Source organism: Geodermatophilus sp. SYSU D00684 (assembly GCF_054050455.1).
The window spans coordinates 84807-98092 of record NZ_JBJGZI010000017.1; the positions used below are offsets into that span (position 1 = coordinate 84807).

At 73.4% G+C, this 13286-nt stretch carries 16 protein-coding genes; 8 read left to right on the forward strand and 8 right to left on the reverse strand.

Going from position 1 to position 13286, the window contains the following annotated elements:
- Positions 1-6: 6 nt before the first annotated feature.
- From ACI79L_RS14075 to ACI79L_RS14095, 5 genes are all read right to left on the reverse strand, one after another.
- Positions 7-1143 (reverse strand): ABC transporter ATP-binding protein, encoded by a 1137-nt coding sequence (locus ACI79L_RS14075; protein ID WP_456937392.1) that lies wholly within the window; start codon positions 1141-1143, stop codon positions 7-9.
- Complete coding sequence (locus tag ACI79L_RS14080; RefSeq protein WP_456937393.1) at positions 1127-2188, reverse strand: ABC transporter ATP-binding protein; 1062 nt, start codon at positions 2186-2188, stop codon at positions 1127-1129. Before ACI79L_RS14080 ends, ACI79L_RS14075 begins: the two co-directional genes overlap by 17 nt.
- The gene (locus ACI79L_RS14085) at positions 2185-3156 is read right to left on the reverse strand and encodes an ABC transporter permease (RefSeq protein WP_456937394.1); all 972 of its coding nucleotides are present in this window, start codon (positions 3154-3156) and stop codon (positions 2185-2187) included. Before ACI79L_RS14085 ends, ACI79L_RS14080 begins: the two co-directional genes overlap by 4 nt.
- On the reverse strand, positions 3149-4072 hold the full coding sequence (locus ACI79L_RS14090; RefSeq protein WP_456937395.1) for an ABC transporter permease: 924 nt from the start codon (positions 4070-4072) through the stop codon (positions 3149-3151). Before ACI79L_RS14090 ends, ACI79L_RS14085 begins: the two co-directional genes overlap by 8 nt.
- 145 nt (positions 4073-4217) lie before the next feature.
- Positions 4218-5882 (reverse strand): peptide ABC transporter substrate-binding protein, encoded by a 1665-nt coding sequence (locus ACI79L_RS14095; protein ID WP_456937396.1) that lies wholly within the window; start codon positions 5880-5882, stop codon positions 4218-4220.
- Between the two features lie 368 nt (positions 5883-6250).
- On the opposite strand from ACI79L_RS14095, the gene ACI79L_RS14100 reads away from it, so the two are divergent.
- Complete coding sequence (locus ACI79L_RS14100) at positions 6251-6424, forward strand: CsbD family protein (protein WP_387986309.1); 174 nt, start codon at positions 6251-6253, stop codon at positions 6422-6424.
- Positions 6425-6480: 56 nt separating this feature from the next.
- Here ACI79L_RS14100 and ACI79L_RS14105 read toward each other — a convergent pair whose 3' ends face one another.
- On the reverse strand, positions 6481-7242 hold the full coding sequence (locus ACI79L_RS14105) for a (deoxy)nucleoside triphosphate pyrophosphohydrolase (protein WP_456937397.1): 762 nt from the start codon (positions 7240-7242) through the stop codon (positions 6481-6483).
- Between the two features lie 70 nt (positions 7243-7312).
- On the opposite strand from ACI79L_RS14105, the gene ACI79L_RS14110 reads away from it, so the two are divergent.
- The 6 genes from ACI79L_RS14110 (at position 7313) to ACI79L_RS14135 (ending at position 11449) form a co-directional block, all read left to right on the forward strand.
- Complete coding sequence (locus tag ACI79L_RS14110; RefSeq protein ID WP_456937398.1) at positions 7313-7783, forward strand: RrF2 family transcriptional regulator; 471 nt, start codon at positions 7313-7315, stop codon at positions 7781-7783.
- A 256-nt stretch (positions 7784-8039) separates the two neighbouring features.
- Entirely contained in the window at positions 8040-9731 is a 1692-nt protein-coding gene (locus ACI79L_RS14115) for a nitrite/sulfite reductase (RefSeq protein ID WP_456937399.1), read from the forward strand.
- Positions 9728-9910 carry a hypothetical protein gene (locus ACI79L_RS14120; protein WP_456937400.1) on the forward strand — a complete coding sequence of 61 codons (183 nt, stop codon included), beginning with the start codon at positions 9728-9730 and terminating at the stop codon, positions 9908-9910. Before ACI79L_RS14115 ends, ACI79L_RS14120 begins: the two co-directional genes overlap by 4 nt.
- Positions 9907-10617, forward strand: a complete 711-nt coding sequence (locus ACI79L_RS14125; protein WP_456937401.1) for a phosphoadenylyl-sulfate reductase — start codon at positions 9907-9909, stop codon at positions 10615-10617. Before ACI79L_RS14120 ends, ACI79L_RS14125 begins: the two co-directional genes overlap by 4 nt.
- Positions 10618-10629: 12 nt before the next feature.
- Positions 10630-10923 (forward strand): 4a-hydroxytetrahydrobiopterin dehydratase, encoded by a 294-nt coding sequence (locus ACI79L_RS14130; protein ID WP_456926289.1) that lies wholly within the window; start codon positions 10630-10632, stop codon positions 10921-10923.
- 55 nt (positions 10924-10978) lie between these two features.
- Positions 10979-11449, forward strand: a complete 471-nt coding sequence (locus ACI79L_RS14135) for an SRPBCC family protein (protein WP_456937402.1) — start codon at positions 10979-10981, stop codon at positions 11447-11449.
- On the opposite strand, the gene ACI79L_RS14140 is transcribed toward ACI79L_RS14135, so the two are convergent.
- On the reverse strand, positions 11433-11831 hold the full coding sequence (locus tag ACI79L_RS14140; RefSeq protein ID WP_456937403.1) for a DUF3037 domain-containing protein: 399 nt from the start codon (positions 11829-11831) through the stop codon (positions 11433-11435). The two genes, ACI79L_RS14135 and ACI79L_RS14140, sit on opposite strands and share 17 nt — an antisense overlap.
- Positions 11828-12697 carry a HipA family kinase gene (locus ACI79L_RS14145; protein ID WP_456937404.1) on the reverse strand — a complete coding sequence of 290 codons (870 nt, stop codon included), beginning with the start codon at positions 12695-12697 and terminating at the stop codon, positions 11828-11830. Before ACI79L_RS14145 ends, ACI79L_RS14140 begins: the two co-directional genes overlap by 4 nt.
- A 24-nt stretch (positions 12698-12721) precedes the next feature.
- On the opposite strand from ACI79L_RS14145, the gene ACI79L_RS14150 reads away from it, so the two are divergent.
- Positions 12722-13270 (forward strand): DUF1990 family protein, encoded by a 549-nt coding sequence (locus ACI79L_RS14150; protein ID WP_456937405.1) that lies wholly within the window; start codon positions 12722-12724, stop codon positions 13268-13270.
- Positions 13271-13286: the final 16 nt, after the last annotated feature.

Here is a 13286-nt window from a genome sequence, read left to right on the forward strand (position 1 = left end):
GAGGTGCTACTCGACGTCGACCGGGACGACCATCCGGGCCTCGGCGAAGTGGCACGCCGAGGGGTGGCCCTGGCCGCGGTCGACCAGCGCCGGGGCCTCCTGCGCGCAGATGTCCTGCGCCTTCCAGCAGCGGGTGCGGAAGCGGCAGCCCGAGGGCGGGTCGGCCGGGCTGGGGACGTCGCCCTGCAGCAGGATCCGGTCCTTCTGCCCGCGCAGGTGCGGCTCGTGCAGGGGCACCGAGGACAGCAGCGCCTGGGTGTAGGGGTGCGACGGCGAGGCGTAGACCTGCTCGTCGGTGCCCTCCTCCACGATGCTGCCCAGGTACATCACCGCGACGCGGTCGGAGATGTGCCGCACCACCGACAGGTCGTGCGCGATGAACAGGTAGGACAGGCCGAACTCGTCCTGCAGGTCCTCGAGCAGGTTGACCACCTGAGCCTGCACCGAGACGTCGAGCGCGGACACCGGCTCGTCGCAGACGATGACCTCCGGCTGCAGCGCCAGCGCCCGGGCGATGCCGATGCGCTGCCGCTGGCCGCCGGAGAACTGGTGCGGGTAGCGGTTGACGTAGTCAGGGTTGAGGCCGACGCGGTCGAGCAGCTCCTGCGTGCGCTTGAGCCGGCCCTTCCGCGGGGCGACGTCGTCGTGCACGGCCCAGCCCTCGGCGACGATGTCGCCGACGGTCATCCGCGGGTTCAGCGACGCGTAGGGATCCTGGAAGATGATCTGGACCTCGCGCCGGTAGTCCTTCAGCGCGCGGCCGCCCATGCGGGCGACGTCCTTGCCCTTGTAGAGGATCGACCCGGCGGTCGGCCGCTCCAGCGCCACGATCAGCTTGGACACCGTCGACTTGCCGCAGCCGGACTCGCCGACCAGGCCCACGGTCTCGCCGCGGCGCAGGGTCAGGTCCACGCCGTCGACCGCGCGGACGTGCCCGATCGTGCGCTTGAAGACGACGCCCTGCGTCAGCGGGAAGTGCTTCTGCAGCCCGCGGATCTCGAGCAGCGGCTCCCCCGTCGCGCCCCGGGCACCCGACGGCATCGGCTTCGCCAGCGTCGGGTCGCCCGGCACCGCCCCGGTGGACGGCGACGACTTCGACAGGGACGACGCCGCGGTGGCGCCGGACTCACTCGGCAGCGACACCGAGGACCTCCTCGCTGTAGTGGCACGCCGCCTCGCGTCCGGGCACGACCAGCCGCAGCGGCGGGACGTCGGTGGCGCACTCCCGTCCCGGCGCGGCCGCGTCGCCGAGCCGGCGGTGCGGGCACCGCGGGTGGAACGGGCAGCCGCTGGGGATGCGCGCGAGGTTCGGGGGCTGGCCGGCGATCGGCTGCAGCCGCCCGCCCTTCGCCTCGACCTGCGGCACCGAGCCCATCAGCCCCTCGGTGTAGGGGTGCGAGGGGCGGGTGAAGACGTCGTCGACGGTACCCCGCTCGACGATCTCGCCGGCGTACATGACCGCGACGTTGTCGGCGACCTCGTTGACGACACCGAGGTCGTGGGTGATGAGGATCAGCCCCATCCCCGTCTCGTCCTGCAGGTCCTTGAGCAGGTCCATGACCTGCGCCTGCACGGTGACGTCGAGGGCGGTGGTCGGCTCGTCGGCGATGAGGATCCGCGGGTCCAGGGCGATCGCCATCGCGATCATCACGCGCTGGCGCATGCCGCCGGAGAACTGGTGCGGGTAGTCGTCGACGCGGCGGGCCGCGGCCGGGATCCGCACCCGGTCCATGAGCTCGACGGCCCGCTTGCGGGCCTCCTTCCTGCTCATCCCGCGGTGCGCCCGGAACATCTCGCCGATCTGGAAGCCCACGCTGTACACGGGGTTCAGCGACGACAGGGCGTCCTGGAAGATCATCGAGATGCCCGGGCCGCGGATCTTCCGCTGGTCCTCGGCGGACATCTCCAGCATGTTCTTGCCCTGGAACCAGATGCCGCCGCCGGTGATGACCGCGGGCGGGGTCTCGAGGATCCCCATGATCGCCTGGGCCGACACGGACTTGCCGGAGCCGGACTCGCCGAGGATGGCCAGGGTCTCCCCCGCCGCCAGGCTGTAGCTCACGCCGTTGACGGCGTGCACCGTGCCCGAGCGGGTGCGGAACTCCACGTGCAGGTCGTCGACCTCGAGCAGGGGCGTGCCCTGCCCGGCGAGCTCCGCGGTCGGCTTGGTCAGGTCGAGGTTGGTCATGCGCGCTGCCTCGGGTCGAGGGCGTCGCGCAGGGCGTCACCCATCATCACGAACGCCATCACGGTCATGGTCAGGATCAGGCTGGGGAACAGCACCAGGTGCGGTGCGGTGCGGATGGAGTCCTGCCCCGCCTCGATCTGCAGGCCCCAGGAGATCGCCGGCCGCTGCAGACCCACGCCGAGGTAGGTCAGCGTCGCCTCCGCGGCGATGATCACGCCGATGGTGATCGTCGCGTAGACGAGCACCGGGGCGACGGCGTTGGGCAGGATGTGCCGCAGCAGGATGCGCCGGCTGGACGCCCCCATCGCGCGGGCGGCGGCCACGTAGTCGGAGCTCTTGACCGCGATGACCTGGGAGCGGACCAGCCGCATCGCCGTCATCCAGCCGAACAGCGCCAGCGCGATGGCCACCGCGCCGGGCCCCCGGCTGTTGATGACCGGGATGTCGGTCGAGGGGCCGACCCGCAGCAGCACCAGCGCGCCGAGGATGAGCGGCAGCGCGTAGAAGATGTCCGCGATCCGCGCGAGGATCCCGTCGGTCAGCCCGCCGTAGTAGCCGGCGATCGCCCCGACGACGACGCCGAGCAGCAGGATGACCAGCACGGCGATCACGCCGATGATCAGCGAGTTGCGGGCGCCGTAGACCACGTTGGCCAGGTAGTCGCAGCCCTGGGTGTCGAAGCCGAACCAGTGCTGCGCCGAGGGCCGCGCCCGGGAGTTGGACAGGTCGCAGGAGCGCGGGTCGGCCCCGCGCGCGAACACCTGCGGGAACAGCGCCATCAGGAGGAAGAACACCCCGAGGACGGCGCCGATCCAGAACAGCGGGTTGCGCCGCAGCTCGCCCCAGGCGTCGCTCCAGAGGCTGTTCTGCCGCTCCTTGGTGACGTCGACCGACGGGCTGGCGAGGCCGGTCGTGGTGCCGGCCTCCACCTCGTCCTTGCGCAGGTCGAGCTGCTGCTGGTCAGTCATAGCGGATCCTCGGGTCGAGGACGGCGTAGAGCACGTCCACGACCAGGTTGAAGAAGATGAAGAAGAACACCATCAGGGTGACGATGCCGACGACGACCGCGCCCTCCTGGGAGCGGATGGCGTTGAACACCTCCCGGCCGATGCCGGGCAGGTTGAACACCGTCTCGGTGACGATCGCCCCGCCCAGCAGCGTGCCGATGTCGGCGCCGATGAACGTGACGACCGGGATCAGGCTGTTGCGCAGCGTGTGCCGGACGATGACCGTCCGCTTGGGCAGGCCCTTGGCCCGCGCCGTGCGCACGTAGTCGGCGCGCAGGTTCTCCGCCAGGCTGGTGCGGGTCAGCCGGGCCACGTAGGCCAGCGACCCGGACGCGAGGACCAGGCCGGGCAGCAGGTAGCTGTAGAGCCCCTCGTTGGTCCCGGCGATGGGGAACCAGCCGAGCTTGAGGCCGAAGAGGAGCTGGGCGAAGAAGGCCAGCACCAGGATCGGGATCGAGACGATCAGCGTCGTCGAGACCAGCACCAGGTTGTCGAAGAAGCTGTTGCGCCGGATGCCGGCGAGCACGCCGGCGACCAGGCCGATGAGGATCTCGAAGACGACCGCGGTGAGGGCGAGCTTGATCGTCACCGGCAGCGCGCGCTCGATGGTGTCGAACACCGGCCGGCCGCGGAAGTCGGTGCCCAGGTCGCCCTGGAACAGGCTCTTCAGGTACTCCCAGTACTGGATGTACAGGGGGTCGTTGAGGTTGAACCGCTCACGCAGCTCGGCGACCACGGCGGGCGAGAGCGGACGGTCACCACCCAGTGCGCGGATGGGGTCGCCCGGCAGGGCGTAGACCATCGCGAAGATCAGGAACGAGGCGCCCAGCAGAACCGGGATGGTGAGCAGCAGGCGGCGCGCGACGTAGCGGCCCATGGTCCCCCTCGGGGTGTGTGCGCCGCCGGGTTCACGGCGGCGCCGGTGTCCATCGTGCCCGCAGGGCCGCACACGCGCCGCCGGGGGCGACCGTCCTGGTCGGACGGGCGCCCCCGGCGGGTGGTGCGGGTCCTGCGGGGTCGGGTCAGGCGTTGTTGACGGTGACCTCGGAGAGGACGATCCGCTGGAACAGGTCCAGACGGACGTCGGAGACGTTCTCGGAGGTCACGGACTGGATCTCCGTGAAGAACATCGGCGCCATCGGCATCTCCTCGGCGATGATGTCCTCCGCCGCCTGGTAGTCCTCCACGCCGGCCTCCGGGCTCTCGGCCTGGTCACCCTGGGTGATCAGGCTCTCGACCTCGGGGTTGGTCCAGAAGGAGTAGTTCGAGCCGGCCGGGGCGAGCGACGAGGTCGTGAACAGCGGCGTCAGGTAGCTGTCCGGGGCCGGGTAGTCGAAGCTCCAGCCGTAGCGGAACGGACCGGTCCAGCCCTTCGACTCGCCCAGCGGCAGGTACTCGGCGAAGTCGAGGTTGCCCTGGAGGACGTACTCGACGCCGAGGTTCTCGCGCAGCTGGTTGCCCACGGCCTCCATCCACGCGTCGTGACCGGCGCCGGCGTTGAACCACAGGTCGACGGGCTGGCTGCGGTCGAAGCCGGCCTCGTCGAGCAGCTGGTTGGCCCGGTCGGCGTCGAGGGTGCAGTAGGTGCAGCTGCCCTCGCGGTAGCCGTCGACGACCGGCGGGATGAACGAGTCGGCCGGGGCGCGGGTGCCCTGGAAGATCGCCTCGGAGATCGCCTCCCGGTCGACGGCCATGGAGAACGCCTGGCGGACCCGCGGGTCGGCGAAGCGCTCGTCGTAGGTCGGGAACCCGATGTAGGTGATCTGCGAGGACTCGGTCTCGATGAACCGGTCGCCGAACTCGGACCGGGCCGACTCGATGACGTCCGGCGGGATGACGTCGACGATGTCGAGGTTGCCGGCCTGCACGTCGGTGTAGGCGGTGTTGACGTCGGCGTAGACGACGAAGTCGACGCCGTCGGCCTTCGCCGCGTCGTCGCCGGCGTAGTCCTCGTAGCGGGTCAGCGAGACACCCTGACCGGGGACGAAGTCCTCCTCCGCCTGGAACGGGCCGTTGCCGATCGGGCGGGTGCCGAAGCCCTCGGGGTCGTCGAAGAACGCCTGCGGCAGCGGGTAGAAGGAGTTGTAGCCCACGACCGCCGGGAAGTTCGAGAACGGCGAGGACAGCGTCACCGTGAAGGTGCGGTCGTCGACGACCTGCAGGCCGCTCATCTGCTGGGCGGCCGGCTCACCGGTCACGTTGCCGGCGTCGTCGGTCGGCGCCTGCAGGTCGGCGTAGCCCGCGATCCGCGACAGGTAGGACGCGGCGCCCTGGGCGTTCGGGCTGTAGGCGGTGTAGTTCCACGCGTTGACGAAGGACTCGGCGTCGACCGGGCTCCCGTCGTGGAAGGTCCAGCCGTCCTTGAGCGTGACGGTCCAGGTGGTGTTGTCGTCCGACTCGATCGACTCCGCGACACCCGAGTACTCGACGGAGCCGTCCTCGGCGTACTTCACGAGGCCGGTCCACAGCGCGTTGACGACCTGGTCACCCTCGGACTCGGTGGTGTTGCCCGGCACCAGCGGGTTCTCCGGCTCACCGATGTAGACGCTGAAGGTGCCGCCGCTGGCGGCGCCGCTGCCGCTGTCGCCGGAGCCGCTCTCGTCGCTGCCGCCGCCACAGGCGGACAGCAGGAGGGCGCCGGACAGGCCGACGGCGACGAGCGCCGACCGGCGCTTGCTCAACTTCACGTGTGATGCCTCCCTCGTCCCGCGCGAGCGGGGGGAACGGACTGGTCTCTGCGTACCGGGACACTGCGCACCCGGGCGCACTGGCCGAGCGCCGGCGTCCTGCGGGTGAACACCGCGGAACGGAGCCGGAACGCCGTGGGCGACCCTAGGCACCCCCGACGAGGACCGTCCACGTCCGCAACCGATTTGTGACCGAGGCTCACGACTCCTGTCACACCGCTGCAACAGCAGCGGTCGACGAGGGCGCGGACCGCAGGGCTTACGGTCCGCAGTCGCTCACCCCGGAGGACTTCCGCCATACAGGCGAACCGGGTGTGCTCACCCTACTCCCGGGTACTCCACGGCCATCCGAGAGGGAGGAGGCCACCGTGAGCGGCATCGACAAGCTGCAGAACAAGGCCCAGGAGCTGGCGGGCGAGGGCAAGGAGCGCGTCGGCGAGGCCACGGGCGACCGCGACCTGCAGGCCGAGGGCGCCAACGACAAGGCCGCCGGCAACCTCAAGCAGGCCGGCGAGAAGGTCAAGGACGTCTTCAAGGGCTGAGCCCGGACGACCGCACCAGGGGCGCCGTTCCGCACGGGACGGCGCCCCTGGTGCGTTCAGAGGCGGCCGAGCAGGTCCCGGACCGCGGGCAGCAGGGGGCGGTCGGCGGCGATCCAGTCCAGGCCGTCGAGGTCGGCGGCGTCCACCCAGCGCAGCTCGCGGTGCTCGTGCGCGACCGGCTCGCCCGAGGCCAGCCGGGCCCACCAGACCCGCAGCGTCGAGGCGCCGGGCGCCCCGCCCGCCACCCGGCCGTCCAGCGGCACCTCGCCCAGGAACGCCTGGGGCGCGACGACGACGCCCATCTCCTCGGCGCACTCGCGGACCAGCGCCGCGACGTCGTCCTCCCCCGGCTCCACCTTGCCGCCGGGGAACTCCCACAGTCCCGCGAGCGGCCCCGACCCGCGCTGGGCGACCAGCACCCGGTCCCCGCGGACGACCGCCGCGCCCACCACCTGGACGACGTCGAGGGCGCGCACCGCGGCCGCGGCGGCGTAGCCGTCCAGGTGCCGGCGCATCGCCCGCAGCACCCGCCGGCGCAGCACCGTCTGGTCGACCAGGCCGCCGAGCGCCCCGGGCAGGCCGGTGTCCCAGTCGACCTGCTCGTCGACGACGGTGCCGGCACCGGTGGCGGTGAACCGGCGCTCGTGGGTGAGGCTGCGCCACCCCCGCCCCGGCCCGGCGGCGTACAGGTCGCGCACCGGGCGGACCGACTCGACCTCCTCCAGGGGGAACGGCCAGGGGCGGCCGAGGGCCCGGGCGACGTCGAAGGCGACGGTCAGCGGCGCCGTCACGACCGTGGTGAAGCGCAGCCGGTACACGCCGTCACCCTGGCAGACCGGGCAGGATGGGCCCGCGGGACCCGGCAGGCGGCCCGCAGGAGGGAGCACCGTGCGCATCACCGCCCGGGTCGACTACGCCGTCCGCGCGGCCCTCGAGCTGGCCGCGGCGGCGCCGGGCGCGCTGACCTGCGACCGGATCGCCACCAACCAGGGCCTCCCCGCGCGCTTCCTGCAGGGGATCCTCGGCGACCTCCAGCACGCCCGGCTGGTCACCAGCCAGCGGGGCCGCGAGGGCGGGTACCGGCTGGCGCTGCCGCCGTCGGAGATCTCCATCGCCCGGGTCATGCGGGTGGAGCAGGGCTTCCTCGCCGAGGTGCACGGGCAGCGGCCCGAGGACGTCAGCTACCCCGGCGCCGCCGAGGAGCTGGCCAGCGTGTGGGTCGCCGCCCGCGCCGCCTACCGGCGGGTGCTGGAGGAGGTCACCCTCGCCGACGTCGTCGCGGGGAAGCTGCCCGGGTACGCGGCCGAGCTCGCCGCCGTCGAGAGCGCCTGGCGCTCGTTCGGCGACGACGCCCCCTGAGGACGCCCCCTGAGGACGCCCCCCTCGGGTCACACCGGCCGGGGCCGGACGTGTGCGACCATGGGGGGCGTGACGGACCGCGGCAGCCTCCTCGTCGCGCGTCTGCACGTCGACCTCGCTCTCGTCAGCAGCGCCGCCTGTCGCGCCTCGCGCTGACCACCAGTCCTCCCCCGCGGCCCGGAGCCGCGACCCCGACCTGGCAGCGCCCTCCCGCGCGGGTGCAGACCGGCGCGGACGGCGCAGGAAGAAGTGCACCGTGTCCGCACCTCCCCGTCCGAGCAACCGGCCCGCGCGCCGTGACGCCCCCCAGCGCGGCCAGGGCCAGTGGGCGCTGGGCTACCGGGAGCCGCTGAACCCCAACGAGCGGATGAAGAAGGACTCCGACGGGCTCGAGGTCCGTCAGCGGATCCTCGACATCTACTCGCGGACCGGCTTCGACGGCATCGACCCGGGCGACCTGCGCGGCCGGATGCGCTGGATGGGCCTCTACACCCAGCGCGCCCCGGGCATCCCCGGCGGCAAGACCGCCGTGCTGGAGCCCGAGGAGCTCGAGGACTCCTACTTCATGATGCGGGTGCGCACCGACGGCGGGGCGCTGACCAGCGAGCAGCTGCGCATCCTCGGGGGCATCAGCACCGAGTTCGGCCGCGACGTCGCCGACGTCACCGACCGGCAGAACATCCAGTACCACTGGATCCGCATCGAGGACGTCCCCGAGATCTGGGACCGCCTCGAGGCCGTCGGCATGACCACGACCGAGGCCTGCGGCGACACCCCGCGCGGCATGCTCAACTGCCCGCTGGCCGGCGTCCTGGAGGACGAGGTCCTCGACGCCACCGACGTCATGGCGCAGACCGTCGCCCGGTATGTGGGCGACCCCGCGTTCAGCAACCTGCCGCGCAAGTGGAAGACGTCGATGTCCGGCTGCGTCGACCACTGCACCGAGCCCGAGATCGACGACGTCTCCTTCGTCGGCGTCGTGGGTCCCGACGGCGAGCCCGGCTACGACCTGTGGGTCGGCGGCGGCCTGTCGACCAACCCGATGTTCGCCCAGCGGGTCGGCGTCTTCGTGCGGCCGGAGGAGGTCACCGAGGTGTGGGCGGCCTGCACCTCGGTCTTCCGCGACTACGGCTACCGCCGGCAGCGCAACCGGGCCCGGATCAAGTTCCTCATGGCCGACTGGGGCCCGGAGCGGTTCCGCCAGGTGCTGCAGGACGAGTACCTGCACCGCGCGCTGCCCGACGGTCCCGCGGCCGCGCCGCCGAAGAACGAGTCCCGCGACCACGTCGGCGTCGCGCGGCAGAAGGACGGCCGCAACGCCGTCGGCTTCGCGCTGCGCACCGGCCGGATCAGCGGGACCGTGCTCACCCGGATCGCCGACCTCGCCGACCAGTACGGCGCGGGCCGCATCCGGACGACGACCCAGCAGAAGATGGTGGTCCTCGACGTGCCGGACGAGCACGTGGAGGACCTGGTCGCCGCGCTCGCCGAGCACGACCTGCTGGTGCGCCCGAGCGCCTTCCGCCGCGGCACCATGGCCTGCACCGGCCTGGAGTTCTGCAAGCTCGCCATCGTCGAGACCAAGCAGCACGCCCAGGACCTGTACGCCGAGCTGGAGAAGCGGCTGCCCGGCTTCGACGAGCCGATCGGCATCAACGTCAACGGCTGCCCGAACAGCTGCGCCCGCTTCCAGACCGCCGACATCGGCTTCAAGGGCTCGATGGTCCGCGACGAGAGCGGCGAGATGGTCGAGGGCTTCCAGGTGCACCTGGGCGGCCACCTCGGCGTCGACGCCGCCTTCGGCCGGAAGTTCCGCGGGCACAAGGTGACCAAGGCCGAGACGGCGGACTACTGCGAGCGGGTGCTGCGCGGCTACCTGGAGCGGCGCGAGCCCGGCGAGCGGTTCGCCGCCTACGTGGCCCGCGCCGAGGAGAGCTGGCTGCTGTGAGCGAGGAGGCGGAGGACACGGGCGGCCGCGCGGGAAGGCAGCGCCAGCTGCCCGTGTTCCACTGCCCGTACTGCGGGGACGAGGAGCTGACCCCGCACGGGGACGGGGGCGAGTGGCACTGCGCCGCGTGCCTGCGGACCTTCACCGTCCGGCTCACCGGGACAGGAGTGCAGGCATGACGACCGCCGTCCGGCCCACGCCGGAGCTCGCCGCCGAGGCCGACGCCCGCTTCGAGGGCATCGCCGACCCCGTCGAGCAGGCCCTCGCCGTGCTGCGCTGGGCCGGGGAGACCTTCGGCGACGACTTCGCGATCACCTCGTCGATGGCCGACGGGCTCCTCGCGCACCTGGCCTCCCGGGCGGCGCCCGGGGTCAACGTCGTGTTCCTCGACACCGGCTACCACTTCGCCGAGACGATCGGCACGCGCGACTGGATCAGCAGCGTCCTGCCGATCACGCTGGTGAACGTGACGCCGCCGCAGACGGTGGCCGAGCAGGACGCCGAGCACGGCCCGGCGCTCCACGACCGCGACCCGGACCTGTGCTGCTCGCTGCGGAAGGTGCAGCCGCTGGCCACCGCGCTGGCCGGCTACGCCGCGTGGGGCTCGGGCGTCCGCCGCGACGAGGCCGCCACCCGCGCGGGCACGAGGGTCGTCGACTGGGACGCCAAGCGGGGCATGGTGAAGGTCAACCCGCTGGCCGCCTGGACGCAGGACGACGTCGACGCCTACATCGCCGAGCACCGGGTGCCGGTCAACCCGCTGCAGGAGATCGGGTACGCCTCGATCGGCTGCGCGCCGTGCACCCGCCCGGTCGCTCCGGGCGAGGACCCGCGCGCCGGGCGCTGGGCCGGCCGCGGCAAGACCGAGTGCGGCCTGCACCTGTAGGAGCATCCCGACGTGCCCCGGCCGCCGCGACTGTCCCCCGACGAGGTCGCGGCCGGCCTGCGCGCGCTGCCGCTGTGGTCCGGTGACGTCACCGGCCTGCACCGGACGGTGCAGCTGTCCTCGTTCCGGGCCGCGGTGGAGGCGATCGTCGCCGTCGCCGACGTCGCCGAGGAGATGGACCACCACCCCGACGTCGACCTGCGGTGGCGCACGCTGCACCTCACCCTCGTCAGCCACTCCGCGGACGGGGTGAGCGCGCTCGACCTCGAGCTCGCCCGCCGCATCGACGAGCTGCTCCCGGGGTAGCGCCGGTCCCGCGGAGCACGGGCCGAGGCAGCCTCCCGACCAGGAGATGGTCCCGATGACCGCCGAACTGAGGACGTCCGTCGACATCGACGCCCCGCCCGAGCGCGTCTGGGCGGTGCTCACCGACCTGCCCGCCTACGCGGAGTGGAACCCGTTCGTCACCGAGGCGGCCGGGGCCGTCGTCGAGGGGGGCCGGCTGTCGGTCCGGGTGCCGCCGGTGAACGCCCTCGTCCGCTCGGACCTGCGGCCCACGGTCCGGCAGGTGGTCCCCCTCCGGCGGCTGCGGGTGTGGAGCCGGCTGGACCGGCTGGGCGTCCCGGGCCTCTTCTCCGTCGAGCACACCGTGACCCTCACCGACCACGGCGGGGGCGTCCGGCTGTGGCAGCAGGACCGGTTCGGGGGTCTGCTCGCCCCGCTGCTCGTCCGGTCCCTGAACCAGCACCGGCTCGCGGCGTTCCACGCCATGGTCGCGGCGCTCAAGCGGCGGGCCGAGGCGACCGGACCGGCGCTCAGCCCTGGTCGCTGACCGGCAGCACGAGCAGGCGCAGCAGGCGGTCGGCCTCGGCGTCGGGGTCCTCGGTGAGGCCGGTGTGCACCGGGCCGGGCTGGACGACGGTGCTGCGCGGCGCGGTGAGCCAGCGGAACCGGGAGCCCAGCGCCTCCCGGCCTGCGGCGCCGGCGGCGGGGTCGGCGGCGCACACGTCGGCGGCGGCCTGCAGCGCCCGGCCGATGGCGGCAGGGTCGGCGGTCGGGTCCAGCGCGCGCAGCCGGTCGACGTCGAGGTGCACCCGGCTGCCCAGGTAGTCGCGCTGCCGGCAGTAGACGAGGACGCCGGCGTTGAGCGCCTCGCCCCGCTCCACCCGCGGCACCACCCGCAGGACGGCGTACTCGAAGGTCTCCCGGCTCACCGCTGGGTCACCCCCGGCGGCGGGGGCGGGCCCAGCCACGCCGGCCGGTTCTCCCCGCGCGGCGACCGGCGGCGGCCCCCCGCGCCCGCGGCGGCCGCGGCCACCACGCCGGGCAGCCACGCGTCGCGGGCGGCCAGCCGGGCCAGCAGCTGGGACACGTAGCGCTCCCGGACGGCGGCCGGCGGCTCGCCGGGCTCCGGTCCCTCCAGCCAGTCGTCGGGCACCTGCGCCAACACCCGCTCCAGCAGCGGCCGGGTGACCCGCGGCGCGAGGTCGGCGTCGGCGGCGAGCAGGTCCGGCGAGCACTCGACCAGCGCGTGCTGGGCGGCGTCGTAGGGGCGGGCGACGGCGGCCGGCGCCCCCGCCCACGAGTGGTGGAAGGTGAGCGCGGCGCCGTGGTCGATCAGCTGCAGCCGGCCGTGCCAGAACAGCATGTTGGGGTTGCGCCAGGACCGGTCGACGTTGCCCACCAGCGCGTCGAACCACAGCACCCGGCCGGCCAGCTCGGGCTCCACCTCGCCCACCCCGGCCTCGAAGTCCAGGGCGCCGGGCAGGTAGTCCAGCCCCAGGTTGCGCCCGGCCGAGCGCTGCAGCAGCTCCTGCACCTCGGGGTCGGGCTCGCCGACGGCCAGCTCCGGGACGACGTCCACGGTGACCAGCGCCGGCACCGGCAGCGCCAGCGCGCGGGCCAGCTCGCCGCAGACCACCTCGGCCACCAGCACCCGCACGCCCTGGCCGGCCGCCCGCCACTTGACCACGTAGGTGCCGAGGTCGTCGGCCTCCATGAGCCCGGGCAGCGAGCCACCCTCGCGCAGCGGGGTGACGTAGCGGGTGGCGGTGACGGCGGGCAGCACAGTGCCGGTCAACCTACGCCGGTCCAGACTGTGCCCATGGGCCTGTTCCGGGCCGTGTCGCCCGAGGGCCTGCGCGACGCGCCGCTCACCTATGCCGAGGTCGGCGCCACGCGCGCCGCCGAGCTCCCCGCCGGCTACCGCACCGGCACGTGGACCGAGGTCGTCGGCTCCGGTCGGGCGGCGTTCGAGCGGGTCGCCGCGGCGGTGTTCGCCTGGGCGCCGCAGCGCAGCACCGGCCTGCGGGTGCGCGCGACCGGCTCGCCCGGCGAGGTGGGCACGGTCGTCGTCCTCACCGCGGGGCTGCCGCGGCTGGGCTACGACATCCCCTGCCGGGTCGTCTGGGCGTCGACCACCGGCGACGAGCGCGGCTTCGCCTACGGCTCGCTGCCCGGCCACCCCGAGAGCGGCGAGGAGTGCTTCACCGTCCGGCTCGACCCCGGCGGCGACGTCGTCGCCTCGATCCGGGTGTTCTCCCGGCTGGCCTCCCCCGCCGCCCGCCTCGTGCCGCCGGTGAGCTGGGCCCTGCAGCGGCTGGCCACCGGCCGCTACCGCGCGACGCTGCGCCGGGCCGCCCGCGACCGATGAGCCCGGGCACCCCGGG

Coding starts and splice junctions, on each gene's coding strand:
- ACI79L_RS14135 (WP_456937402.1), top strand. CDS start 10,979: ATGACCGCCGAACTGAGGACGTCCGTCGACATCGACGCCCCGCCCGAG.
- ACI79L_RS14085 (WP_456937394.1), bottom strand. CDS start 3,156: ATGACTGACCAGCAGCAGCTCGACCTGCGCAAGGACGAGGTGGAGGCC.
- ACI79L_RS14150 (WP_456937405.1), top strand. CDS start 12,722: ATGGGCCTGTTCCGGGCCGTGTCGCCCGAGGGCCTGCGCGACGCGCCG.
- ACI79L_RS14080 (WP_456937393.1), bottom strand. CDS start 2,188: ATGACCAACCTCGACCTGACCAAGCCGACCGCGGAGCTCGCCGGGCAG.
- ACI79L_RS14090 (WP_456937395.1), bottom strand. CDS start 4,072: ATGGGCCGCTACGTCGCGCGCCGCCTGCTGCTCACCATCCCGGTTCTG.
- ACI79L_RS14125 (WP_456937401.1), top strand. CDS start 9,907: ATGACGACCGCCGTCCGGCCCACGCCGGAGCTCGCCGCCGAGGCCGAC.